This window comes from Phreatobacter aquiterrae, assembly GCF_053471285.1.
Map to the genome: position 1 here is coordinate 479,715 of NZ_JBJPHW010000001.1, position 21,851 is coordinate 501,565.

Genomic DNA, 21,851 nt, shown 5'->3' on the forward strand with positions numbered 1-21,851 from the left:
AACCGCGCCGCTCCGGCTTCCCGCCGCCGGTTCAATCGTTCAGATTGACCCGATGCGCCGCGCCGCGAGAGCGCGGAAGGGAGAGGCTCCGTCCATGTTCGAATTCATCTGGCGATCCATCGTGCTCGGCGTCGCGGCCACCGCCCTGCTCGACCTCTGGGCGCTGTTCCTCCAGCGCGCCTTCGCCATCGCGCCGCCGAACTGGGCCATGGTCGGGCGATGGGTCGGCCACCTGCCGCAGGGGCGCTACGTCCACGACGACATCGGCAGGGCCGCGCCCGTGCCGAACGAACGCGCCATCGGCTGGGTCTTCCACTACGCGGTGGGCGTTGTCTTCGCCGCCGCGCTGCTCGCCATCTGGGGCCTCGGCTGGGCGCGCGTGCCGACGCTCGTCCCGGCGCTGATCGTCGGCTACGTCACGATCGGCTGCGGCTGGTTCATCCTGCAGCCGGGCATGGGCGCCGGCATCGCCGCCTCGAAGCGTGAGAACGCCATGCAGATCCGCATGCTCAACGTCCTCGGCCACACCGTCTTCGGCCTCGGCCTCTACTTCGCGGCCCTCCTGACACGCTGAGGCCCATCGGCGCTCGTCCGTTCCGCCGCCATCTCCTCGGTGATCCAGGCGATGAAGGCCTCGATCTGCGGCCGCGCCCTGTCCTCGCGGCGATAGACGAGGCGGTGCGCCACCGCTGTGATGCCGAGCGGCCCGAAGGGCATGACGAGTTCGCCGGCGCGCAGCATGCCGGAGGCCTGGAGGTTGGATTCCAGCATCAGGCCGAGGCCGTCGCGTGCCGCCATCAGCCCGAGATAGGCGCGGTCGAATGTCATGCCGCGGCCCGGCAGCATCACATGCGGCGCGTGCCGGGCGATCCACTGGTCCCACTGCACCACGCTGCGCACGGAATGGATCAGCGGCACGGCACTGATGTCCTCGACCCGGCCCAGCCTGTGGCGCGCCACGAAGTCGGGACTGGCCAGCGGCACCACCGTTTCCTCGCCGAGCACGATCCCCTCGCAGGCCTCGGGCACCGGCCGGTTGTACTGGATGTCGATCATGAAGCCGTCGTCGCCCAGATTGGCGGGTTCGTGGCCGGCAAACAGCGTCAGGTCGATCTCTGGATGGCGACGGCGGAAGGAGCCGAGGCGCGGCACCAGCCAGAGTGTGGCCAGGCTGGGCGCCGAATGCAGCATCAGGCGCTGGATCGATCCTTCCGACGAGAAGCGGCTCGTCGCCACGGCGATGCGGGTGAAGCTCTCGCCCAGCGCATTGGCATAGGCGACGGCGTCCTCGGTCGGCTGGACCGTGCGGTTGCGGCGCACGAACAGCGGTTTGCCGAGAATGTCCTCCAGCACGCGGATCTGGTGGCTGACCGCCGAAGGCGTGACGTTGAGCTGCTCTGCTGCCCGCGAGAAGCTGCCGGTCTCCATCGCCGCCGAGAAGGTCTGGAGGCATTTCAGGGGCGGCATGCCACGGATCATGTGTGAATTCCTTTCACCGATTTCAGCAGTTTATTTCGTTTCCATGAATTTGGCATCCTTGTTAGCGTTCCTGCAACAGACGTCGACGGCCCGGACAACGGAGCCGCGGGGAGGAAAGGCAGGGCGCCGCGGTCACGCGGCATCGCAGCGCGAACGCGGCACGGCGTGCGGCGAGCGCGTGCATTCGGCCCAACGTTCCCGCGATTTTCCGAGACACCAGGCGGTCCCATGCTCTCCATGCGGGGGGCACGACGTCCGAACAGTCGGAGGACGATCGTCGCATGAACCTTCATCGGATGCTTCTCGAGCGGAAGGCGGCGGGCCGCCCGGTCACCGTCGGCCTCATCGGCGCCGGCAAGTTCGGCACCATGTTCGCCAGCCAGTGCCGTCTCACCGAGGGCATGCACCTCGTCGGCGTCGCGGACCTCAATCCCGACCGCGCCCGCTCGCAGCTCAAGGCCGGCTCCTGGCCCGAGGAGCAGTATGCGGCGCCGTCCATCGATGATGCGCTGATGACCGGCCGCACCGCCATTCTCGACAATGCCGACCTGCTGGTCGCCCACCCGGCCATCGAGGTGATCATCGAGGCCACGGGCGATCCCGGCGCCGGCATCCGCTTCGCCATCAAGGCGATCGAGAACGGCAAGCACATCGTCATGGTCAATGTCGAGGCCGATGCGGTGGCCGGCCCCATCCTCGCCCGCAAGGCGAAGGCCGCCGGCGTCGTCTATTCGCTCGCCTGGGGCGACCAGCCCGCCCTCATCGCCGATCATGTCGACTGGGCCCGCGCCTGCGGCTTCCGCGTCGTCGCCGCCGGCAAGGGCACGCGCTACCACCCGACCTACCACCAGTCGACGCCCGACACGGTGTGGGACATCCTCGACAAATATATGAAGATCCGCGACCGGAACTCCATCAACCCGAAGATGTTCAACTCCTTCGTCGATGGCACCAAGTCCGGCATCGAGATGACGGCGGTGTGCAATGCCACCGGCCTGCATGCGCAGTCGGAGGGCCTGTCCTTCCCGCCGGCGACCCGCTTCGAACATGCCGAGATCTGCAAGCCGCGCTCGGCCGGCGGTGTTCTGGAGAAGGCCGGCGTCACCGAAGTGACCTCGTCGGTCTATCGCGACGGCACCGACGTGCCGCACTCCCTCGTCATGGGCACCTATGTCGTCTTCGAGAGCGACAGCGCCTACAGCCAGGAGTGCTTCCGCGAATATTCCATGCTGCAGGATTCATCCGGCAAGTTCGCCTGTCTCTATCGCCCGATCCACATGATCGGCCTCGAACTCGGCTATTCCGTCGCCTCCGCCGCCCTGCGCAAGGAGCCGACGGGAGCGCCCATCTGCTTCAACTCGGACGTGGTGGCCACCGCCAAGCGCGACCTCAAGGCCGGCGAGATGCTGGACGGCGAAGGCGGCTTCTGCGTTTGGGGCAAGCAGACCCCGGCGGACGCCTCGCTCGAACAGGGCTATCTGCCGCTCGGACTTGCGCATAACGTCAAGCTCAAGACCGACGTGAAGCTCGGCCAGCGGCTGAAGTGGAGCGACGTCGAATATGACCCGAACAGCCTCGCGGTGAAGGTCAGGCGCGAGATGGAGGCGGCCTTCGCCCGCCCCAACGCCGGCGCGGCGTGATCGGTTTCCGCCCTGGGCCAGGAGTGCCGGCCTGAGGCGCAAAAGCATGCAAGAACGACCGGCAAAGCCGGCGGCAGACACAAGACCGGCGAAGCCGGCACCGAGGAAACACCCAACAGAGCCCGGTCAGCGGGCTGGACCCCTGAGGAGGACCAACATGACGACCTTCGACACCAAGAGTGCATCCCGCCGCGCCGTGCTGGGCGGCCTTGCCGCCGGTTCCGCGCTCGTCGCGATGCCAGCCGTGCTGCGCGCCCAGAAGCTCAACTGGATCGGCGCCAGCGCGACGCCGCCGACCGACTTCATCGCCCAGTCGCTGGACTTCTTCGCCAAGCGCCTCGGCGAACTGACCCAGGGCCAGATCACCACCACGACGCACCATGCCGGCTCGCTCGGCGGCGAGCGCGAGCATGTCGAGGGCCTGCTGCAGGGCTCCGTCCAGGTCGCTTCGCCCGGCGCCTCGATCCTCGCGGGCTGGTACCGCCCGGCCGACGTCTGGACCTACCCCTACCTGTTCAAGGATGTCGCCCACAAGGACCGGGTGATGACCTCGATGATCGGCGCCTATGGCGACGACGTCGCCAAGGCCGCCAAGCTGCGTCCGGTCGGCTCGATCCCGCGCATGCCGCGCATGCTCTCCTCCAACCGCGTGGTGCGCACGCCGGCCGATCTCAGGGGCTTCAAGATCCGCGTGCCGGAGACGACCCTGTGGCGCCGGACCTTCGAGCGCTTCGGCGCCTCGCCGACGCCGCTGCCCTGGCCGGAGGTCTTCCAGGCGCTGAAGTCCGGCATCATCGAGGGGCAGGAGAACCCCATGGCGCTGACCTACAATGCCGGCATCTTCGACGTGAACAAGAACTTCGCCCTGACCGAGCACATGATGCAGGACAACCAGATCGTCCTGTCCGAGCAGGTCTATGCCGGCCTGTCGGAGGCCCATCGCAAGGCCGTCAACCAGGCGGCCCGCGACATGGAGAACGAGCTGCGGCCGAAGGTCATCGCCGACGACAACCGCATCCTCGAACTGGTCAAGGCGAAGAATATCGCCATCAATCCGGTCGACAAGGACGCCTTCCGCGCCACGCTCCGCGGCATGGAGGACGAGTTCGCCCATGTGAAGGAGTGGGTGCAGCGCATCGGCGCCATCGCCTGACGATCGCCTGAACGACCATGGCGGGGGGGGGGGGCCCCCGCCCCCCCCCCCCCCCCGGCTACAAACGGGAAAGCCCACGCGCCGGCCCATCACCCCGCCCGGCCCCGGGGCGGCGGCGGGGCCCCGCCCGGGCCGGGCCCCCCCCCGCCAGCCCGCGCCCGCCCGCCCCCCCCCCCCGCCTCCTCGTCTCTCATCAGGGAATCGCCATGTCGCCGGAAGACACCAGGGCCGGACCCTTGCGCGCCGTCTGCGACGCGACGGAGCGTGCCAGCGCCGTCATCGCGGGCGCCTGCATCGCCGCCATCGTCGCCATCACGGTGATCGCGGTCTGGTACCGCTATGTGCTCGGCGCACCGCTGTCCTGGTCCGAGCAGATCAGCCGCATCCTCTTCGTCTGGGTGACCTTCCTCGGCGCGGCGGTGCTCTATCGCCGGATGATCCACATCGCCATCGACATGATGGTGATGATGCTGCCGAAACCCCTGCAGCGCGTGATCTACTGGATCAACCAGGCGCTGATCTTCGTCTTCGCCGCCATGCTGCTGTGGTATGGCGGCAAGCTCTCGCTCGACAATCTCGGCCAGACCTTCGGCGCCCTCGAGATCACGCCGTCCAGCTTCTACGCGGCCGCTCCCGTTTCGGCGGCGCTCATCCTTCTCTACTGGGCCGAGAAGATCGTCGATCCCTCCAAGCGCGTCCCCCAGGGCGACGTCCACCTCTGACGGAGCGTCGCCATGGCCAGCGTTTTGATGATCGGTTTCCTCGTGCTGCTGACGATCGGCCTGCCGATCGCCTTCGCCATGGGCCTTGCGACCATCCTGGCGATCGCCTGGCACGGGACGCTTCCCTTCTCCCTCTTCGCGCAGCGGGCGCTGATCGGCGCTGATTCCTATTCGCTGCTGGCGATCCCGTTCTTCATCCTCGCCGGCAACCTGATGAATGTCGGCGGCATCACCGAACGCATCATCACCTTCGCCAATGCCTGCGTCGGGCGCTTCACCGGCGGGCTCGGCCTGACCACGGTGATGTCCTGCATGGTCTTTTCCGGCGTCTCGGGATCGGCCGTCGCCGACGCCTCGGCGCTCGGCAAGGTCCTGATCCCCGGCATGAAGCGGCAGGGCTATCACGGCGGGTTCGCCGCATCCGTCACCGCTGCGGCCTCCGTCATGGGGCCGATCATCCCGCCCTCGATCCCGCTCGTCATCTACGGCCTGTCGGTGGGCAAGGGCGTGTCGGTCGCCGCCCTCTTCCTCGGCGGCGTCATTCCGGGCCTGCTGCTGGCGCTCGGCCTATCCGTCGTCGTCTACATCATCGCCAAGAAGCGGAACTACCCGAAGCACGAGGCCGTGCCCTTCCGCGCGCTCGTCTCCGCTGCGGGGCAGGCCGGCTGGGCCCTGTTCATGCCGGTGCTCATTCTCGTCGGCATCACCGGCGGCATCGTGACGGTGACCGAGAGCGCGGCGATCGCCGTGCTCTATGCCGCCTTCGTCGGCATGGCTATCCATCGCGAACTCAACTGGCGCAACATCGGCCCGATCTTCGTCCAGACGGCGCTGGATACCGCCGTGGTCATGATCATCATCGCCTTTGCCTCCGGATTCGGCTGGCTGATGGCGGTGAGCGGGCTGCCGCGCCAAGTGGCCGGCATCATCACCAGCATCTCCGACAATCCGCTGATCATCCTGTTGATGATCAATGGCCTGCTGCTGGTCGTGGGACTGTTCATGGAGGCGATCGCCGCCATGATCATCCTCATTCCCGTCCTCATTCCCATCGTCGAGGCGGCCGGCATCGACCTCGTCCATTTCGGCCTGGTCATGGTCTTCAACCTGATGCTCGGCCTCCTGACCCCCCCGGTCGGCATCCTCCTCTACATCTGCGGCAACTTCGCCAATGTACGGATCGAGGCCGTAGTGAGGGAGGTCCTGCCCTTCCTCGCCGTCGGCGTCCTGGTCCTTGTCCTCATCACCTATTTCCCCAGCCTCGTCCTGTGGCTGCCGAAGCTGGTGCTGGGCTGATCCACCGGAGCATGATCATGAATAGACTTCAGGACCGCGTCGCACTCGTCTTCGGCGCCGGATCGGTCGGACCCGGCTGGGGCAACGGCAAGGCGTCCGCGGTGGCCTACGCGCGCGCGGGCGCCCGCGTGGTCTGCGTCGACATCAACCGCTCGGCGGCCGAGGAGACGGTCGGCATCATCCGCGGCGAAGGCGGCACGGCCGAGGCGCTCGCATGCGACGTCACCAAGCTGATGGAGGTGGAGGACGTGGTCGCCCGCACCACCGCGCTCTTCGGCGCCGTCGACATCCTCCACAACAATGTCGGCCACGCGAAGATGGGCGGTCCGCCGGACCTCTCCGAGGACGAATGGCGGCGCGAGATGGACCTCAACGTCACCGGCATGTTCCTCGCCTGCAAGGTGGTGATCCCGACCATGGTGGCGCGCGGCAAGGGCGTCATCACCAATATCTCGTCCTCGGCCGGCATCCGCTATACCGGCTACCCCTATACCAGCTACTACGCAGCCAAGGGCGCGGTGAACCAGTTCACGGTCGGCGTGGCGCTGCAATATGCGCGCGATGGCATTCGCTGCAACGCCATCCTGCCCGGCCTGATGGACACGCCGCTGATCTACCAGCAGATCACCGTCCAGTACGCCTCGCCGGACGACATGGTGAAGGCCCGCCATGAGGCAACCCCCATGGGGCGCATGGGCACCGGCTGGGATGTCGCCAACGCCGCCGTCTTCCTGGCGAGCGACGAGGCCGGCTACATCAATGCCGTCTGCCTGCCGGTCGATGGCGGCCTGACCGCCCGCTGCGCCTGAGGGAACAGGCTCGGCGGCGCTCCGGAGGCTGGAACAGGCTGTCGCGCGATACAGACCGTGCCGCGCGACGACGGCCTCATGCCTCGGGAAGTTGTGAACCTCCCAGGTTGGCAATTGGGCCGGTCTCAGGCGGGAGAGAAGGCGACCAGCGCTTCCGCCATCGCGAAGACGGTCCCCGTCTCGTCCTTGACGAAGATGCGCAGCGTGGCCGTATCGGTCCCGCCTGCCGCATCGCGCTGCACCACACGGCCGCCGACCACGATCGAGGCGCCCGTGGGGGCGGGTCGGGCGAAGCGCACCGCGAGACGGCGGCAGGTTGCCGTGGGCAGCCAGACGCCTAGCGCCTGATCGGCCAGCGCCATCAGGAGCATCCCCTGGATGATCGTCCCGTCGAGGCCGATGCTTCGCGCGACGGCGGCATCGGTGTGAATGGGATTGTCGTCACCCGACACATCCGCATAGCTCTGGACGCGGTCCTGGTCGATCGTGCCGCAGGTGTGGTCGGGGAACACATGCCCCTTGTCAGGCTGCGGGGTCATTGCACCAGCCGCAGGATGGTGTGGAGCCGCACCACGGCCCGCCCGGATCCATCGCTCACCAGCGTGTCGACGGTGATGCGGTCGGCATCGCTGCGCGACAGCCGGGCATCGACGGTCAGGGGCTCGTCGAGGGGCGGCGTCTCCATCGTCTCGATGGTCTGCGTCTCGTGTACGGGCAGGGCGGAAGGCCGGTCGGACGCCAGTTCCCTGACAGCGGCGATGATATCCGGATGGGACAGCCACACGATCGGCAGGGTCGTCGGCCAGCGGACGCCATCGGCCGCCCCGATGCCGGCGCTGAAACGCGCCATGTCGGCCGCCGAGACACGCGCCGTGCAGGTGACCGTCCGGGTCGCTCCCGGGCCGTTCACCCGCCGCGCCCGAAGACCAGGACGGCGTTGATCCCGCCGAAGGCGAAGGAGTTGGTCATGGCGTGCCGGATGGACTGCTCCCGGCCGACATTGGCCACGCAGTCGATCGGGCAGAGCGGGTCCGCCTGCATGTGATTGATCGTCGGCGGCACCCGGCCCTCCTCGATGGCCCGGACGGTGATGACCGCCTCGATCGCGCCGGCGGCGCCAAGCGTGTGGCCATGGATCGGCTTGGTCGAACTGACCGGCAGCGAACCCGTTTTCGGTCCGAAAATCCGCGCCACGGCCTCGCTCTCGGTCGAGTCGTTCAGGGTCGTTCCCGTGCCGTGGGCGTTGACGTAGTCGATGGCATCGGCGCTCACGCCGGCATCGACCAGGGCGGCGGCCATCGCCTCGGCGGCGCCGTCCAGATCCGGACGCAGCATGTCCTTGGCGTCGCTCGTCGTGCCGTAACCCATGAGGCGCGCACGGACGCGCCCGCCGCGCTGCCTGGCCGTCTCCTCGTCTTCCAGCACGAGCACCGCCGCGCCCTCTCCGAGAAGAAGGCCGTTGCGGCCCTTGGAGAACGGGCGGCACAGATCGGGGGACAGAACGCGCATCGCCTCCCACGCCTTCATGCCGGCCGGCGTGACCATGGCCTCGCAGCCGGCGACGATGGCGCGGTCGCACATGCCGGACCGGATCATCTGCATCGCGATGCCGAGCGCCTGTGCGGACGACGCGCAGGCGCTGGAGATGGCGAAGGTCGGCCCGGTGCATCCGAAGACCATGCCGATGTGAGATGCCGCCGCACTGATCATGCCGCGCGGGACCGTCAGCGGATCGAGGCGCCGGACGTGGGTGGCCAGTGCCGTCACGCCGTTCTCGAGTGTGGCGAAGTTACCGATACCGGTGCCGACGATCACCGCCGTCCGGGAACCCATGGGCGTGTCGGCATCGAGGCCGGCATCCTTGACCGCCTCCAGCGCGGAGACGATCGCCAGCGAGGTGGCCCGATCGAAGAAGGCTGCCTTCCGCCCCGGCAGATGGGCGATGATGTCGACGTCCGGAGCCTGGGCCGCGTGCCGGATGAGCGGCCTGTACTCCTCGTTCAACGTGACTTGCCGGACACCGGACAGGCCCTGCCAGGCGGCCGACCAGAGCGTCTCTGCTCCCAGGCCCGCGGCCGTGACGGCGCCCAGGCCAGTGACCACGACATTGCGGCGCGTCACGTCAGGCCTTCTTGTCGGCAAGAATGCGCTGCTTCAGCACTTCCAGAAGACCGCCGACATCGGTCACCTCGGCCATGCTCTCGTCCATGGGGATATAGACAGAGAACTTCTCTTCGACCGCCGCCAGGATCATCATGTAGTCGACGCTGGCGATGTTGAGGGAGGCGAGCGTGGTCTGCGGGGTGACCCCGGCCATGTCGACCATGCCCTCCTTCGAGATCACCTCGATGAGGTCGCGGGTCAACTGATCATCGCCAAAGGGGGTGCTTGTCTCGGGCATTCTTGGACCTTCAGGATTCATCGCCGTTGCCTCGCATGATTGCCAGCCGATGTCCAGTCGGCGGCGGATGTGACGCCAGACGCTTCCGAAACCTGCCGTCCTGCCCTATCTAATGTTCGATGTGCAGCAGGACGTCGCCATCGACTGCCGTCCCTGTGAACGAGGCAACGAGGATCCGAGTATGGTCGATCTATCGCGGCGCAGCCTGATCGCCGCTCCGGCCCTTGCGGTCATCGCTGGGGGGCAGGGGCACGCCCAGGAGCGCCTGCCACCCATCGCAATCCGCCGCTCGGAGATCACCGTCTCGCGGGCGCTCATCGTCGCACGCCCCGACCTGCCGGTTCCGAGCGATCCGGGGATGCTCTTCTATGTCCAGCAGGCCATCGACAGGAATATCCTGGTCTATGCGGCGCGCCGGCGGCCGGACGGCCCGCTCGATCCCGATGCGCCTGTCGAGGTGTTCTGGCGTCGCTACAACGACGATGGCGGCAACCGGCGGGCCATCTCGTTCTTCGAGCGCCTCTTTGCCTTCGGTGTCAGGACGGAAGCACTGCCGGAAGCGCGCTATTCGGTGCGGATCGCCGGCTACCCGAACCGCGCTGCCACGGTCGATATCGGCCCCGACGGCAAGCCACGGGCCCTCTTCGCCGTCGGCGCCCGGACCATCCGGATCGTCTATGCCTACGCCATGGCCGAAAAGACCCGCCTCATTCCCAAGGTCCACTATGTCGACATCCATGGCTTCGATGTCGCCAGCGGCGAGGCCGTGCGCGAGAGGCTCAATCTGAACATGGGTTGAGCCGTCTCGCCGCGTCAGCGTGGACTGGGCCTCCCCAGACGCACCATCAGGACCATGCCACAGATGTTCAGTCCCACCGGAACGAGCCAGGCGGCCAGGGCGGGCGGCAATTGCCCATAGTGGCCGAGCCACACCACCGTATTGTTGAGGACGTGCATGAAGTATCCGGCGAGGCCGACCAGCATCGTCGGCTTGAAGGCAATCCGCTGGGCAAAGAAGCGCGCGGCGAGCGCCGAGGCCATGAGCATCATTCCCAGCGGCAGCAAGGCCTGCGACAGGCGGACATGCCACCAGGTTCGGTAGGACGGATCGTCGACAAGCGGACGGCCGGCGAGGTCCGACAGCACTGACTGTGGAAGGTATCTCGCCTCGATGCCGAGGGTGGACAACCAGAGCGGGTCCAGCGGAAGGGCAATCCGCTCTTCGGAGAAAGCCTGCTCGTTGCGGGTCGTCGGATCGGGAACCGTGCCCTCGGCGGAGGGAACCCACCGGCTGCCGTTTCGGAACAGCCAGTTGCCGCTGCCCGGGTCGGGTTCCGCCGTCGCCGCGGTGATGCGGCCGGTCATGCGCCCCTCGCCCGACAGTTCGAAGAGCTGGACATCGACAAGCCGGGAGTGGCGGTAGTCGATCCTGGCCTGGATCATGTGGTTGGGCAGCGTGATCCAGCGTCGTTCGGTCGGGTTCAGCGCGCGATCGAACCGCCTGCCGTACTCCCCGATCCCGTTCTCGATCTGGATCGCGACTGCCGCCGGCCGCAGGACCGCGAGCGACGTGACCTGCAGGGCGCCGAGGGCCGAGCCGACAATCAGGAGGGGCACGATCGATTGAAGGGGCGACCGTCCACCGTTCCAGATGGCGATGCGCTCGCGCGACTGGGTGAAGGTGATCTCCGACCACCAGAGTCCCAGGAAGCACGCGAGAGGCAGCACGAGGGTGATCGTATCGCAGGCGCGCAGCGCCAGATACCAGAGGAGGTGGGCGGTGATCCCGAGTGGGCCGACCGGCCCGGCCTCGGCCACGACCCGTTCCGCACGCGGGGCCAGATCCAGTGTCAGCGTGATGATCAGCAGCGCCGTCAGGACCGTACCGATATGGCCTGCCTGCGCGAGAATGAGGGTGCGCGTATAGGTGCCGATGGGAACGAGGCGAAAACGCCGCTGCGGGTCCCCTGCGCGCCGGTCGTCGAGGAGCAGCGTCATGTCCGGCCGAGTCCCGGCCGGGCGATGGCGGACGACCGCAGGGCCACCGCCGCGGTCAGGCAACCGCCGAGGAAGAGGCCACCGGCGAACAGGAGCGCCAGAACGCCGGACAGACCAGCCGATGACACCGAGGACAGGACCATCGTGCCGATGATCTCCGTCGCCATCAGTCCGGCGCATGCGACAGGCAGGACGATGGCCTGATTGGCGCGCGTCGTGAACGACAGGGCCAGCAGCGCGATCAGCGGCGCAATCACGCACAGCAATCCGCGGCCGACCCGCTTGCCGATCTCGACGCGGTGGGCCGGATCGCTCGCCGCGGGGCCAATGAGCTCCGGGAGCATGAGCTCCGATATGTTGCGCCCGCGCGGATCGAAGGGGATGATGTCGTTGAACACCAGGCTCTGCTGGGTGGAGTTGCCCCGGAGCGAGGTCTGGTAGCCGATCGTGGGCCGTTCCGCGCCGCCGCCCGCGGGGGTTGGAGCGAACTGGTCCACCGCGAAGTCGAAAAGTTGCAGCGCCACGCGGCCGTCGTCATCGGGGCCGACGAGCCGCGAGCCATTCGCCATCACGATGCGTTCGCTGCCGTCCGGGTTGAGCTGGCGCACGAAAAGCCGGGGGGTGGGCTCCCTGTCGTCGCGCGGCGACACGACGACGGTCCCGGCGCGGGTCTCGAACAGCCGGGTCGTTGTCGACTGGCCGCCGATGAGGGCTTGATAGCTGGTGGAGAACATCAGCAGCCGAAACGCATATCGCGACAGAGGGTCGACGAACCCGCCGACGAGAAGGGCCGTGATCTGGCCGGCAATGCCGATGCGGATCACCAGACGAATGAGCCCGTGGGGCGGGATGCCGAGGCTCGACAGCATCAGGAACTCGCGATCCTCCCTGAGGCCGAGCGCGACGCGATAGACGGCGATGAGGATCGCTGTCGGCAGAGCCAGTTCGAAGACCTGCGGAAGCTGGGCCGCCATCAGGCCGAGCGCCTTGGGAAGGGAGGCGCGGGTGCTCAAGAGGTGTTCGAGGAGCCCCGAAATCAGCTGTTCCATGACGAAGATGCTCTCGATCAGCAGCAGCACCAGGGCAACCTGGAGAGCCACGTCGCGAGAGATGCGCCGTGCCTGCTGGCCCGGGAAGCGTCGCGATCGTCCATTGGCATCGAACGACACGGCGAGCCGCTGGAACAGGTTGGACAGGCGGGTCACCTGATCGGGCTCGCGCTGGCCCGGGGACGGGGATCGGTGTAGACAGCTACCCGTTCACAGCGGCGGACAGCGGTCCGTTCCGCACTGTCAAAGGCAAGCTGGATTGAAGACTGCAAAGGCAAGGTCATCTGGCGACCCTAACCGCTTCGGCGGCGCACCGCGAGGGTCCCATGCGGGCGTGTCCGCTCGTCGGCTGCGTCGCGCTGCCGGAAGTCGAAGACCGCACCTGCAGGCGTCGCCCTCCCGTCCGGCCCCTGGTTTCGGGGTCGCAGGCGGATGAGTCCGGAACCCGGCCATGCCCCGCAGGCGACCGTGAACGCCGCATTCCTTGTCCGTCACCCGGCCGCCGTCGTGGCCCTGACCGGAGGTGTCGGACTTCTTCCCCTCGCGCCGGGAACATGGGGCGCGATCGCCGGCATTCCCCTGGGGCTCTGGCTGGCGACGATCCCACCGGTTGCGGCGCTGGCGGTGCTGGCAGCCGGCTTCGCGGCGGGCGTCTGGGCCTGCGGGGTCACAGCCCGTCAGGCCGGCGTACACGACCATCCCGCCATCGTGTTCGACGAGACCTGGGCGATGGCCACGGTCGTCGCATTCGCGCCGGCCGGGATGACTGCGGTGCTGGCCGGCTTCCTGGCCTTCCGCTTTTTCGACATCGCAAAACCCTGGCCCATCGGCCTGATCGACCGGAAGGTCGGGCACGGGTTCGGTATCATGCTGGATGATGCGGTTGCGGCCGTCTTCGCCCTGGCGTCCGTCGCGGCGCTGGCCCGTTTTGGCTGGCTCTAGCGGTTCATGTGCCGACCAGGGCGCGCATGGCGAGAAGACCGCAGGCCAGTGCGAATCCGATGCCCATTCCATCGAGGAGCTGCATGACCCGAAACCTTCCTGGTTCAGCCGGTAGCGTCGCACCAGATGGTTAAGGAAGCATGTCGCGATCGGGGCGTGACGGTTGCAGGAAGGTGTCGGACAGGAGGCAAGGTGAGGCCGGCGACGGGGTGTTGCGGTGATGCCACGGCCCGAGCCGCGTCATCGGCTCAGAGCACGAAATCGGTGCCGAGATAGACGGCCTTGACGCGCGGATCGGAAACGATGCCGTCGACGCTGCCCGAGGCGAGGACGAGGCCTCCGTCGAGGATATAGGCCCTGTCGACAAGGCTGAGCGTCTCGCGCACGTTGTGATCCGTGACGAGGACGCCGATGCCCCCCGCGGAGAGCTTGCGGACGAGGAGCCGGATTTCCGTCACCGCGATCGGGTCAACGCCCGCAAAGGGCTCATCCAGCAGGACGAAGGACGGTGCGCTGGCAAGGGTCCGGGCGATTTCCAGCCGCCGGCGCTCGCCTCCCGACAGCGCGCCGGCCCGGGACCGTCGCACGTGACCGATTCCGAACTCCTCCAGCAGGGCATCGAGCCGCGCCTTGATGGCGCCGCGACCAGAGATGAGCGATTCCAGGACGATGAGGATGTTGTCCTCCACCGTCATGCCGCGGAAGATCGAGGCTTCCTGGGGCAGATAGCTGAGCCCCAGTCTGGCGCGCATGAACAGCGGCAGGTGCGTGATGTTCTCGCCGTCGAGCAGGACGACGCCGCTGTCGGGCGTCTGCATGCCGACGATCATCGAGAAGGTCGTGGTCTTGCCGGCGCCGTTGGGGCCGAGCAGGCCCACCACCTCGCCGCGGCGCAGCGCAAGATCGACACCCCGGACGACCGGGCGGCCATCATGTGCCTTGGCAAGCCGGCGGGCGATCAGCATCGATCTCGGTTCCGAAGGGCCGATGGGCTACCCGCTCCGGAAGGACCCCTCAGGTCCGGCCCTCGATGAAGGCGATGGTGCGGTCGCGGGCTTCCGGATCGGTGAACTGCTCGGGCGGCGATTTCATGAAATAGCTCGAGGGGCCACCGATAGGCCCGCCGATCTTCCGGTCCAGCGCGATCCGGCAGCAGCGGATGGCGTCGATCACCACGCCGGCCGAATTGGGGGAATCCCAGACCTCGAGCTTCAGTTCCATGTTGAGCGGGACACCGCCGAAGCCGGTCCCCTCGAGGCGGATATAGGCGATCTTGCGGTCGTGGAGGAACGGAACGAAATCGCTCGGGCCGATGTGGATGCAGTCCGCGGGCAGCGGGACATCGATCTGGCTGGAGACAGCCTGCGTCTTCGATTTCTTCTTCGATGTCAGGCGCTCGCGCTCGAGCATGTTGAGGAAGTCGGTATTGCCGCCGACGTTGAGCTGATAGGTGCGATCGATCTTGACGCCCCGATCCTCGTACAGACGGGCCAGAACCCGGTGGACGATGGTCGCGCCGACCTGGCTCTTGATGTCGTCGCCGACGATCGGCAGGCCCTTGTCCTCGAAGCGCTTCGCCCAGTCCGGGTCCGAAGCGATGAACACCGGCACGCAGTTGATGTATCCGCAGCCGGCCTCGAGCGCCCTCTCGGCATAGAACTCGCTGGCCTGCTGCGAGCCGACCGGCAGGTAGGAGATGATAACCTCGGCCTTCGCCGCCTTCAGCGCGGCCGTGACGTCGACCGGCTTGGTGCTGGATTCGATCACGACGTCGATGAGGTGCTTGCCGATTCCGTCGAGCGTCGGCCCGCGCTGCACGGTGACCCCGGTCTTCGGCACCCTGGCGAACTGGATGGTGTTGTTGGGCTTCGCCAGGATCGCATCGGCCACGTCCTGACCGACCTTGCGGTCATCGATATCGAAAGCGGCGACGATCTCGACGTCACGGACATGATAGGGACCGACCACCACGTTCATGAGGCCGGGAACCACCTCGTCACGCCCGGCATCCCGGTAAAAGTGAAGACCCTGAACCAGAGCTGATGCGCAATTTCCGACACCGACGATGGCAACACGAATGGCGGACTGTGACACGAACGATCTCCAAGAGCTCTCGCCGATGGGTCCGGCCGAGCGCGGCTCCTTATACTGCATTGTCGCGCCATTTGAAGCGTTTCCGTCAGAATCATGACAGGCAAAACCGGCCTTTCCGGCAGAGCTGGCCTGCAAGCGAAAACCGGGCGGGCGAGCGGGCGCGACGGAGCCGTCAGGTCGATCGGTCGAGGCCTGTCTGGTCCACTTTGCGGGGATTGAGCGGTGAGTCGGTGGACGGCAAGCGGGGCGCGTGGACATGCCGGCGCCGGCGCGGCTATGGCTGTGGGCCGCGGACCTCCGGGAGTGAACCGTCACCGTGAAGATCGCCTTTGTCAGCGACTGGTTTCTGCCGCGCCTTGGCGGCATCGAATTGCAGATGCGCGATCTGGCGCGCGTACTGACCGACCGCGGGCATGAGGTGCACATCGTCTGCGGGGTTCCGGGCGATTCGGTCGTGGACGGCCTGCCGGTGCACCGGCTGGGCGGCTTCCGGCTGCCGGGGTTCGGCATCGCGGTGACGCCCGGCGTCTTCGCCGCGCTTCGCCGCGCGATCGATGAGGGCGGCTACGATGTCGTTCATGTCCATGCCGGCAATGTCGCGCCCATTGCCCACCATGCCATGCAGCATTGCATCCGGCGGCGGATTGCCTGTGTGGCGAGCTTTCATTCGGTTCTGAAATACTACGACGTCCCGCTCATGCTGCTCGACGCGCTTCACGGCTACAGCCGGTCGGCGATCTGCTTCGGCGCCGTATCGACGGTCGCCGCGGCTGCGCTGCGTCCGCTGGTCAAGGACAAGCCCGTCACGGTGATCGCCAACGGTGTCGATCTGTCGTGGTGGCGAAAGGATGGGCCTGCCCCTGGGGCGTCGTCCGGTCCGGTCGAATTCATCTCGGTGACCCGCCTGCAGAAGCGGAAGCGTGCCCGGTGGCTGGTGAAGGCCTTCGCCCGGGCGGTCGAGGGCCTGCCGGCCGATGCCGCGCGGCTGACCATTGTCGGCGACGGCGATGAGATGAGCGCGATCGCAGGCATTATCCGGCGCGCCGGGCTCGCCGGTCAGGTCAAGCTCGCCGGCCGGCAATCGCGCGAGGCCATTCGCGGTCTGTTGCACCGCTCGGACGTCTTCGTCCTCGCGTCACGGCTGGAAGCCTTCGGCATCGCCGCGCTCGAGGCGCGGGCAGCCGGACTTCCGGTCATCACCATGGTCCAGTCGGGGGCGCGCGATTTTCTCACCGCCGGAGAGGATGCGCTGCTGGCCTCGGATGATCGCGAACTCGCCGATCATCTGCGGCGGGTGATCCTCGACGTTCCCCTGCGCCGCAGACTGTCCGAGGCGGCATCAAGGCCCCTTCCGGGCGTCGGCTGGACGGATATAGCGCCCCTTTTCGAGGCGGAATACCGGTCTGCGATCACGGCTGTCGGCTGAGGCGCCGACGTCAGGGCGCCGCCGGGGACCTGGTCTCGCGCGGTATGGCCCATGCCGGGTAGAGGGCGATCAGCAGCGATGTGAGGAAAGCCACGCCATGCTGCAGGAAAGCGGCGGCTGCGGCGATAGGGAGCGGTACGCCGAGATACTGATAGGAGAGAATCACCGTCGCCTCGAACACGCCGAGATTGCCCGGCGAGATCGGCGCAAGCGTCGCAAGGCTCAGGGCCGCCACGACCAGAACCGCACCCGCCAGGCTCGGCTCCATCCCGACGGCGATCTGAACGCTCAATGCGACGGCGACTTCCGACGCCTTCTTGGCGAAGGCCAGCAGGACGACGGCGAGGCCGAGCCAGGGACGGCGCATCGGCTCCAGGTGATCGACGAAATCGGCGAGGAGCCGGACGATCCGGGCGGGCTTCTCCCCCAGCCCGATGGCCAGTCGCCTCAGACGCGCGCCACCATGAGCAGCAGCGAGAAGGGCCAACGTGAAGAGAACCATGACGCCGGAGAGTGACAGGAGCCCGGTGCGTAGCCAGTCGGGAACCGGCACCAGGACCGAGGCTAGGGCCAGAATGCCGACCTTGGCGATGCCGGTCAGCAGCTGGTCGACGGTGTAGAGCGATGCGGCGGCGGTCGCCGGCAGGCCGCCGCGCATGATGAGAAAGCCGACGGCGGCGACGACGCCGGCCATGGGAAGTGACACGTTGGCTGTTCCCGTCAGGGCGGTGACCTGGGCCATGCGGTCGAGGCTGGGGCGGTGCGCCGCGGGCGCGAGCAGCCACCATTGCAGAACCCAGAACGGCCAGCCGGCGACGGCGGCGATCAGCGCAACCCCGAGCCATTGCCATTTCGCGCCGGCCAGCGCCGCGAGAACCTCCGTCCAGGGAAGCGCATAGGCGGCCACGGCGAAAAACGCGGCAAGGACCGACCAGCCGATGATCCACCATATGCGGCGCGACGGTCGGGGCGGCGTGGGCGAGGTGTCCGCCGAGGTCATGCCCCGCTGCCTCGCGCCTGCGCGCCCATCTCGCGCATGGTCATGAAGGTGGCGCCGCGCGCCTTGAAGAACCCGATCACCGAGGCGAGCGCATCCAGTGCCGGCTGGCCGGTACGAAAGCGGCAATCATAGCGCAGCGTCGACTGGCGGAAGTCGACGAACTCCCAGGGATGGACGAACAGCACGACGGGATCGGCGAGGCGGCCGAGGAAGTACTCGCGCAAGAGGCGCGGAATGCGCAGGGCGCTGGAGGTGATCGAGGCCGGAATGCGGATCAGTCCGGGGGCATTCTCCTCGCCCGGCACGTCCTTCTTGTAGAGGGCCTGGGAGGAATCAAGGAGGAAGCCCTCGTCCTGCAAGAGATCGAGATAGTGTCCGGGAAAGCGCAGATATGGCGCGCGGAACGAGGTGATCTCGCCGAAGTCGCGAAGACGCCGGGTCGATTCCTGGATCTCCCGGCGCGCGCTGTCCCGCGACATCCAGTCGAAGCGCTGGTGGCTGACGCCGTGGCAGGCCAGTTCATGCCCCGCGTCGACGATGGAACTGACGGAACCGGGGTGCAGGCGGGCGGTCTCGCCGGTCGTGAACCACGTCACCGGGATGGCCTCGCGCCCGAACAGCTCGAGCAGGCGCGGTGCGCCTTCCGTCACGCCCCGCCAGGTCCACAGGAACGGCGGGCAGTCGGGTTCCATGTCGACGGTGAGCGCGACGCGCAGCGGGGAGGGAGCGGACATGCCGGTGCTCTTAGAGCATTTCCATGGCGAGGGGGAGGGCTACAGGGCCCGACCCCGTCGCGCCGCGCGTCACCAGAACTCGCGGAACGCGGCGATGGCCTCGAGGTCGTTGGCGCCCGAACTGTTGGGTCCGAACGTCAGAGCAGCCAGACCCGAGGCGCGCGTCTCGATCGGCAGCCCCCGTCCCGGGATGACGAGGCGCTGCACGCCGCGCCGTGCCAGATGTCCCGAGAACCAGACGTCGTCGACGAAACGCACCGAGGGCGGAAAGCCGGAAAAGTCGTGAACGGCGGCATCGAAGGCTCCAGGCGGCACCAGATAGCCCCAGGTGCCGAGCAGGATGTCGACGGGTTCCGGGCGGGTCAGCGCCGTTGCGAAGATGTGCGGATAGTCCTTGGGGTGGGCGTCGGCGACGATCCTCCACCCGCGCCAGCCGATCGCGGCATGCGGCAGCCGTCTGTGCCAGGCCAGCATCTGCGCGATGAAGTCGTCGGGATAGATGACGTCGTCGTCGACCACCAGAATGGCGGCATCGGGCTCGGCGAGCAGGGCGGGCAGCAGCTTGGTCGCCGGACCCTGGTCGGTCGCGGCGATCACGTCGATGCCGGGCATGGCCGGCGCGAAGGGGGGATAGGGCTTGCCGGAGCGCCAGGACACCTCCGGGCGCGCCAGGACGATCCGGTCGGCCGGCTCGGTCTGAGTCAAGAGGCTGCGTAGGACCGGGCCGAGCTGGTCCATGCGCTCGGGCACCGTGGTGAGGGAGACGACGATGCGCTCCGGCCGGGGAGACGGCGGGCGGAGGGGGCTGCCGCCACCGTTGATCAGCTGACGCGCGCGGGCGTGGTCGCGATAGAGGCGGGCCGGCGTCATGCGCCTGAACCGCATCAGGGCGTTGCGGACCTTCATCAGCATGGAGCGGCTCCGGCTCCCGCGTCGCAGGTCGTCGCCCCCGCAAGAACGCGCCGGCTCCCAGCGAAGGATGTCACCGCGCCGACCGGTTCGACATGGCCATGACGAAGTCGGTGAGCGCCAGCGGCAGGTAGTTCTGCAGGCCGATCGACAGGCGCAACTGCCAGGGGAACACGCACTGGCGCCGGCCGCGGGCGATATCACCGGCGACGCGCCGGGCCGCCTTCTCCACCGGCCAGCAGAAGGGCCGGGGCATGTCCAGCGACCGGCTCATCGGCGTGTCGACGAAGCCGGGCAGGACATTCGTCACCATGACCCCGTGCTGGCGCACCAGGCGGCGCAGGGCGTCGCCGTAGATCTGCACGGCCGCCTTCGAGGCGCAGTACACCGGCGACTGCGGCAGGCCGATGGCGCCGGAGATCGAGCCGATCAGCGCGATCCGGCCGCGCTTCCTCGCCGTCATCCGTGGCAGCAGCGGCGTGACGGAGTTGATCACCCCGACCGTATTGACCGCGACGATCCTGCGGGCGAGCGGACCATCCTCGCCGGAAGTTCCGGGAACGACGGCAGAGCCGCCCATTCCCGCATTGGCGATGAGGATGTCGACCTCCTGCGCATCGTCGCGCGCGATCAGCCATTGCTCCATGGCTTCGGCATCGGTGACGTCAACCTGGCCCGCCTCGACCACCGCGCCCCTGGCCTCGCAGAGCTGCCGGATCGCAGCCAGCCGTTCCGGGTCGCGCCCGGCCAGCGAGAGCAGGATGCCGGGAGCCGCATAGTGCTCCGCCAGAGCCCATCCCAGGCCACTGGTCGCGCCCGTGATGAGCACATGCTCGGTCGCCTGCGGCGTGCGCGCGCCGGCCGTATCAGGATGTTGCATGGCTTTCCTTGCAGATGCCGTTCGTGCCGCCTTGTGGACTGGTGACGCGCCGGGCTGTACACCGCAGGCGATCGTCGCCCGTCAACCGCGGGCGCACAACAGAGCCGTGTCTGCCGCCCCATGGTCCCTCAGCAGTCGAATACAATGCCAGTCGTCATCGAGCCTGTAAACACGAAGGCGGCCCTGAATGAGTTCATCCGGCTTCCGGGCCGCCTCTACCGCGACTTTCCGGCCTATGTGCCGCCCCTGACGATGGACCGGAAGGGGTTCCTCGATCCGGCCAAGGCGCCGCTGTTCAAGCATGGACGGGCGCAGTACTGGATCGCCCGGCGCGGCGGCGCGGCCGTCGGACGCATCTCCGCCCAGATCGACGAGGCCCAGCCGGCGGCGACCTTCGGCGATGCCGGCCTGTTCGGATGCCTCGACGCGATCGATGACCCGGCCGTCGTCGAGGCGCTGCTGGCGGTCGCGACCGACTGGCTGCGGCAACAGGGCAAGACCCGGGCGGTCGGCCCCTGCCTGCTGTCGATGAACGAGGAGCCCGGCCTACTCGTTGACGGGCACGACCAGCCGCCCCTGATCATGGCGCCCTGGCATCCGCCCTATCTCGAGCGGCACGTCCTGGCTGCGGGTTTTTCGGCCTGCCGCGATCTCCACTACTGGCGGCTGGAGCACATCGAGGATCACCTGCGCACGCTGAACGAGCGCCGCCGTGCCATGACCGCCGCCGCCATCACCATCCGCCCGCTCAACATGCGCGACATTCCCGGCGACATCGAGATCATGCGTCTCGTCTACAACGACGCCTGGAAGGACAACTGGGGCTTCGTGCCGCTCGAGCCCGAGGATCTCGCGGGCCTGAGCCGGGACATGAAGCCCTTCGTCCGGCCTGAACTCGGCATGATCGTCGAGCGGGCCGGCAAGACGGTGGCGGTGGCGATGATCCTGCCCAATCTCTTCGAGATCACCGCCGACCTCGGCGCCGATCCGAGCGTTCTCGGCTGGGCCAAGCTCGGCTATCGCACCTTCTTCCACAAGTTCTCGACCGGTCGCATCATCCTGCTCGGCGTGCTGTCGGAGTTCCGCCAGAGCGTGACAGGCGCCATGATCGCCATGGCCATGGTGGACGAGATCATCACCCGCTTCACCAACTACAACAACGATCTGAAGTGGGTCGAGGCGGGGTGGGTGCTCGACAACAACGAGCCCCTGCGCAAGCTGTTGCGGCAGTACGGCTTCTCGATCGCGCGGACGCTGCGTCTCTACGACCGGGAACTGGGCGCCGGCTGACACGCGCCGGCCCGCGGCCGGCGTTGCCG

At 67.7% G+C, this 21,851-nt stretch carries 23 protein-coding genes; 10 read left to right on the forward strand and 13 right to left on the reverse strand.

Annotation, left to right across the window (positions count from 1 at the left end):
- Positions 1 to 94 precede the first annotated feature (94 nt).
- Positions 95 to 574, forward strand: a complete 480-nt coding sequence (locus ACJ4V0_RS02275; RefSeq protein ID WP_448297915.1) for a DUF2938 domain-containing protein — start codon at positions 95 to 97, stop codon at positions 572 to 574.
- Here the strand turns inward: ACJ4V0_RS02275 and ACJ4V0_RS02280 are convergent.
- Positions 547 to 1,479, reverse strand: a complete 933-nt coding sequence (locus tag ACJ4V0_RS02280; RefSeq protein WP_448297916.1) for a LysR substrate-binding domain-containing protein — start codon at positions 1,477 to 1,479, stop codon at positions 547 to 549. The two genes, ACJ4V0_RS02275 and ACJ4V0_RS02280, sit on opposite strands and share 28 nt — an antisense overlap.
- 281 nt (positions 1,480 to 1,760) lie before the next feature.
- Here ACJ4V0_RS02280 and ACJ4V0_RS02285 point away from each other — a divergent pair, with 281 nt between their 5' ends.
- The 5 genes from ACJ4V0_RS02285 to ACJ4V0_RS02305 all read left to right on the forward strand — a co-directional run bounded on the left by ACJ4V0_RS02285 (position 1,761) and on the right by ACJ4V0_RS02305 (position 7,099).
- Entirely contained in the window at positions 1,761 to 3,119 is a 1,359-nt protein-coding gene (locus ACJ4V0_RS02285; protein ID WP_448297917.1) for an NAD(P)H-dependent oxidoreductase, read from the forward strand.
- A gap of 157 nt (positions 3,120 to 3,276) precedes the next feature.
- Positions 3,277 to 4,272, forward strand: a complete 996-nt coding sequence (locus ACJ4V0_RS02290; RefSeq protein ID WP_448297918.1) for a TRAP transporter substrate-binding protein — start codon at positions 3,277 to 3,279, stop codon at positions 4,270 to 4,272.
- A gap of 206 nt (positions 4,273 to 4,478) precedes the next feature.
- Entirely contained in the window at positions 4,479 to 4,994 is a 516-nt protein-coding gene (locus ACJ4V0_RS02295; protein WP_448297919.1) for a TRAP transporter small permease, read from the forward strand.
- Positions 4,995 to 5,006: 12 nt separating this feature from the next.
- The gene (locus ACJ4V0_RS02300; protein ID WP_448297920.1) at positions 5,007 to 6,290 is read left to right on the forward strand and encodes a TRAP transporter large permease; all 1,284 of its coding nucleotides are present in this window, start codon (positions 5,007 to 5,009) and stop codon (positions 6,288 to 6,290) included.
- A gap of 14 nt (positions 6,291 to 6,304) precedes the next feature.
- Positions 6,305 to 7,099, forward strand: coding sequence for an SDR family NAD(P)-dependent oxidoreductase (locus ACJ4V0_RS02305; RefSeq protein ID WP_448297975.1), 795 nt, complete (start codon positions 6,305 to 6,307; stop codon positions 7,097 to 7,099).
- Positions 7,100 to 7,224: 125 nt separating this feature from the next.
- On the opposite strand, the gene ACJ4V0_RS02310 is transcribed toward ACJ4V0_RS02305, so the two are convergent.
- From ACJ4V0_RS02310 to ACJ4V0_RS02325, 4 genes are read right to left on the reverse strand one after another with little or no spacing between them, the layout of a single operon-like run.
- On the reverse strand, positions 7,225 to 7,638 hold the full coding sequence (locus ACJ4V0_RS02310) for a MaoC family dehydratase (protein WP_448297921.1): 414 nt from the start codon (positions 7,636 to 7,638) through the stop codon (positions 7,225 to 7,227).
- The gene (locus ACJ4V0_RS02315; RefSeq protein WP_448297922.1) at positions 7,635 to 7,949 is read right to left on the reverse strand and encodes a hotdog family protein; all 315 of its coding nucleotides are present in this window, start codon (positions 7,947 to 7,949) and stop codon (positions 7,635 to 7,637) included. Before ACJ4V0_RS02315 ends, ACJ4V0_RS02310 begins: the two co-directional genes overlap by 4 nt.
- Before the next feature lie 56 nt (positions 7,950 to 8,005).
- Positions 8,006 to 9,220: a beta-ketoacyl-[acyl-carrier-protein] synthase family protein gene (locus ACJ4V0_RS02320; protein ID WP_448297923.1), complete on the reverse strand. Its 1,215-nt coding sequence runs from the start codon at positions 9,218 to 9,220 to the stop codon at positions 8,006 to 8,008.
- Between the two features lies 1 nt (position 9,221).
- Entirely contained in the window at positions 9,222 to 9,500 is a 279-nt protein-coding gene (locus ACJ4V0_RS02325; RefSeq protein WP_448297924.1) for an acyl carrier protein, read from the reverse strand.
- Between the two features lie 181 nt (positions 9,501 to 9,681).
- Between ACJ4V0_RS02325 and ACJ4V0_RS02330 the strand changes: the two genes are divergently transcribed.
- Complete coding sequence (locus ACJ4V0_RS02330) at positions 9,682 to 10,299, forward strand: DUF4833 domain-containing protein (RefSeq protein WP_448297925.1); 618 nt, start codon at positions 9,682 to 9,684, stop codon at positions 10,297 to 10,299.
- A gap of 14 nt (positions 10,300 to 10,313) precedes the next feature.
- Here the strand turns inward: ACJ4V0_RS02330 and ACJ4V0_RS02335 are convergent, their stop codons facing one another.
- Entirely contained in the window at positions 10,314 to 11,498 is a 1,185-nt protein-coding gene (locus tag ACJ4V0_RS02335) for an LptF/LptG family permease (RefSeq protein WP_448297926.1), read from the reverse strand.
- Positions 11,495 to 12,703 (reverse strand): LptF/LptG family permease, encoded by a 1,209-nt coding sequence (locus ACJ4V0_RS02340; RefSeq protein ID WP_448297927.1) that lies wholly within the window; start codon positions 12,701 to 12,703, stop codon positions 11,495 to 11,497. Before ACJ4V0_RS02340 ends, ACJ4V0_RS02335 begins: the two co-directional genes overlap by 4 nt.
- A gap of 312 nt (positions 12,704 to 13,015) precedes the next feature.
- Here ACJ4V0_RS02340 and ACJ4V0_RS02345 point away from each other — a divergent pair, with 312 nt between their 5' ends.
- Positions 13,016 to 13,489, forward strand: a complete 474-nt coding sequence (locus ACJ4V0_RS02345) for a phosphatidylglycerophosphatase A family protein (protein WP_448297928.1) — start codon at positions 13,016 to 13,018, stop codon at positions 13,487 to 13,489.
- A gap of 248 nt (positions 13,490 to 13,737) precedes the next feature.
- On the opposite strand, the gene lptB is transcribed toward ACJ4V0_RS02345, so the two are convergent.
- Together lptB and ACJ4V0_RS02355 are read right to left on the reverse strand one after the other, a co-directional pair.
- Positions 13,738 to 14,454, reverse strand: a complete 717-nt coding sequence (gene lptB, locus ACJ4V0_RS02350) for an LPS export ABC transporter ATP-binding protein (RefSeq protein ID WP_448297929.1) — start codon at positions 14,452 to 14,454, stop codon at positions 13,738 to 13,740.
- A 49-nt stretch (positions 14,455 to 14,503) separates the two neighbouring features.
- Positions 14,504 to 15,583: an inositol-3-phosphate synthase gene (locus ACJ4V0_RS02355; RefSeq protein WP_448297930.1), complete on the reverse strand. Its 1,080-nt coding sequence runs from the start codon at positions 15,581 to 15,583 to the stop codon at positions 14,504 to 14,506.
- Positions 15,584 to 15,899: 316 nt separating this feature from the next.
- Between ACJ4V0_RS02355 and ACJ4V0_RS02360 the strand changes: the two genes are divergently transcribed.
- Positions 15,900 to 17,009: a glycosyltransferase family 4 protein gene (locus ACJ4V0_RS02360; RefSeq protein WP_448297931.1), complete on the forward strand. Its 1,110-nt coding sequence runs from the start codon at positions 15,900 to 15,902 to the stop codon at positions 17,007 to 17,009.
- A gap of 10 nt (positions 17,010 to 17,019) precedes the next feature.
- On the opposite strand, the gene ACJ4V0_RS02365 is transcribed toward ACJ4V0_RS02360, so the two are convergent.
- The 4 genes from ACJ4V0_RS02365 to ACJ4V0_RS02380 all read right to left on the reverse strand — a co-directional run bounded on the left by ACJ4V0_RS02365 (position 17,020) and on the right by ACJ4V0_RS02380 (position 20,532).
- Complete coding sequence (locus ACJ4V0_RS02365; protein WP_448297932.1) at positions 17,020 to 18,009, reverse strand: lysylphosphatidylglycerol synthase transmembrane domain-containing protein; 990 nt, start codon at positions 18,007 to 18,009, stop codon at positions 17,020 to 17,022.
- Positions 18,006 to 18,743 carry a polysaccharide deacetylase family protein gene (locus ACJ4V0_RS02370; RefSeq protein ID WP_448297933.1) on the reverse strand — a complete coding sequence of 246 codons (738 nt, stop codon included), beginning with the start codon at positions 18,741 to 18,743 and terminating at the stop codon, positions 18,006 to 18,008. The genes ACJ4V0_RS02365 and ACJ4V0_RS02370 overlap by 4 nt, the downstream gene beginning before the upstream one ends.
- Positions 18,744 to 18,812: 69 nt before the next feature.
- Positions 18,813 to 19,655, reverse strand: a complete 843-nt coding sequence (locus ACJ4V0_RS02375; protein WP_448297934.1) for a hypothetical protein — start codon at positions 19,653 to 19,655, stop codon at positions 18,813 to 18,815.
- A gap of 70 nt (positions 19,656 to 19,725) precedes the next feature.
- On the reverse strand, positions 19,726 to 20,532 hold the full coding sequence (locus tag ACJ4V0_RS02380; RefSeq protein WP_448297935.1) for an SDR family NAD(P)-dependent oxidoreductase: 807 nt from the start codon (positions 20,530 to 20,532) through the stop codon (positions 19,726 to 19,728).
- Positions 20,533 to 20,676: 144 nt separating this feature from the next.
- Between ACJ4V0_RS02380 and ACJ4V0_RS02385 the strand changes: the two genes are divergently transcribed.
- Positions 20,677 to 21,822 carry a hypothetical protein gene (locus ACJ4V0_RS02385; protein ID WP_448297936.1) on the forward strand — a complete coding sequence of 382 codons (1,146 nt, stop codon included), beginning with the start codon at positions 20,677 to 20,679 and terminating at the stop codon, positions 21,820 to 21,822.
- The last annotated feature ends 29 nt before the right edge of the window (positions 21,823 to 21,851 follow it).

Coding starts and splice junctions, on each gene's coding strand:
- ACJ4V0_RS02375 (WP_448297934.1), bottom strand. CDS start 19,655: ATGCTGATGAAGGTCCGCAACGCCCTGATGCGGTTCAGGCGCATGACG.
- ACJ4V0_RS02380 (WP_448297935.1), bottom strand. CDS start 20,532: ATGCAACATCCTGATACGGCCGGCGCGCGCACGCCGCAGGCGACCGAG.
- ACJ4V0_RS02330 (WP_448297925.1), top strand. CDS start 9,682: ATGGTCGATCTATCGCGGCGCAGCCTGATCGCCGCTCCGGCCCTTGCG.
- lptB (WP_448297929.1), bottom strand. CDS start 14,454: ATGCTGATCGCCCGCCGGCTTGCCAAGGCACATGATGGCCGCCCGGTC.
- ACJ4V0_RS02300 (WP_448297920.1), top strand. CDS start 5,007: ATGGCCAGCGTTTTGATGATCGGTTTCCTCGTGCTGCTGACGATCGGC.
- ACJ4V0_RS02285 (WP_448297917.1), top strand. CDS start 1,761: ATGAACCTTCATCGGATGCTTCTCGAGCGGAAGGCGGCGGGCCGCCCG.
- ACJ4V0_RS02280 (WP_448297916.1), bottom strand. CDS start 1,479: ATGATCCGTGGCATGCCGCCCCTGAAATGCCTCCAGACCTTCTCGGCG.
- ACJ4V0_RS02315 (WP_448297922.1), bottom strand. CDS start 7,949: ATGGCGCGTTTCAGCGCCGGCATCGGGGCGGCCGATGGCGTCCGCTGG.
- ACJ4V0_RS02335 (WP_448297926.1), bottom strand. CDS start 11,498: ATGACGCTGCTCCTCGACGACCGGCGCGCAGGGGACCCGCAGCGGCGT.
- ACJ4V0_RS02370 (WP_448297933.1), bottom strand. CDS start 18,743: ATGTCCGCTCCCTCCCCGCTGCGCGTCGCGCTCACCGTCGACATGGAA.
- ACJ4V0_RS02365 (WP_448297932.1), bottom strand. CDS start 18,009: ATGACCTCGGCGGACACCTCGCCCACGCCGCCCCGACCGTCGCGCCGC.
- ACJ4V0_RS02290 (WP_448297918.1), top strand. CDS start 3,277: ATGACGACCTTCGACACCAAGAGTGCATCCCGCCGCGCCGTGCTGGGC.
- ACJ4V0_RS02310 (WP_448297921.1), bottom strand. CDS start 7,638: ATGACCCCGCAGCCTGACAAGGGGCATGTGTTCCCCGACCACACCTGC.
- ACJ4V0_RS02325 (WP_448297924.1), bottom strand. CDS start 9,500: ATGCCCGAGACAAGCACCCCCTTTGGCGATGATCAGTTGACCCGCGAC.
- ACJ4V0_RS02275 (WP_448297915.1), top strand. CDS start 95: ATGTTCGAATTCATCTGGCGATCCATCGTGCTCGGCGTCGCGGCCACC.
- ACJ4V0_RS02295 (WP_448297919.1), top strand. CDS start 4,479: ATGTCGCCGGAAGACACCAGGGCCGGACCCTTGCGCGCCGTCTGCGAC.
- ACJ4V0_RS02385 (WP_448297936.1), top strand. CDS start 20,677: ATGCCAGTCGTCATCGAGCCTGTAAACACGAAGGCGGCCCTGAATGAG.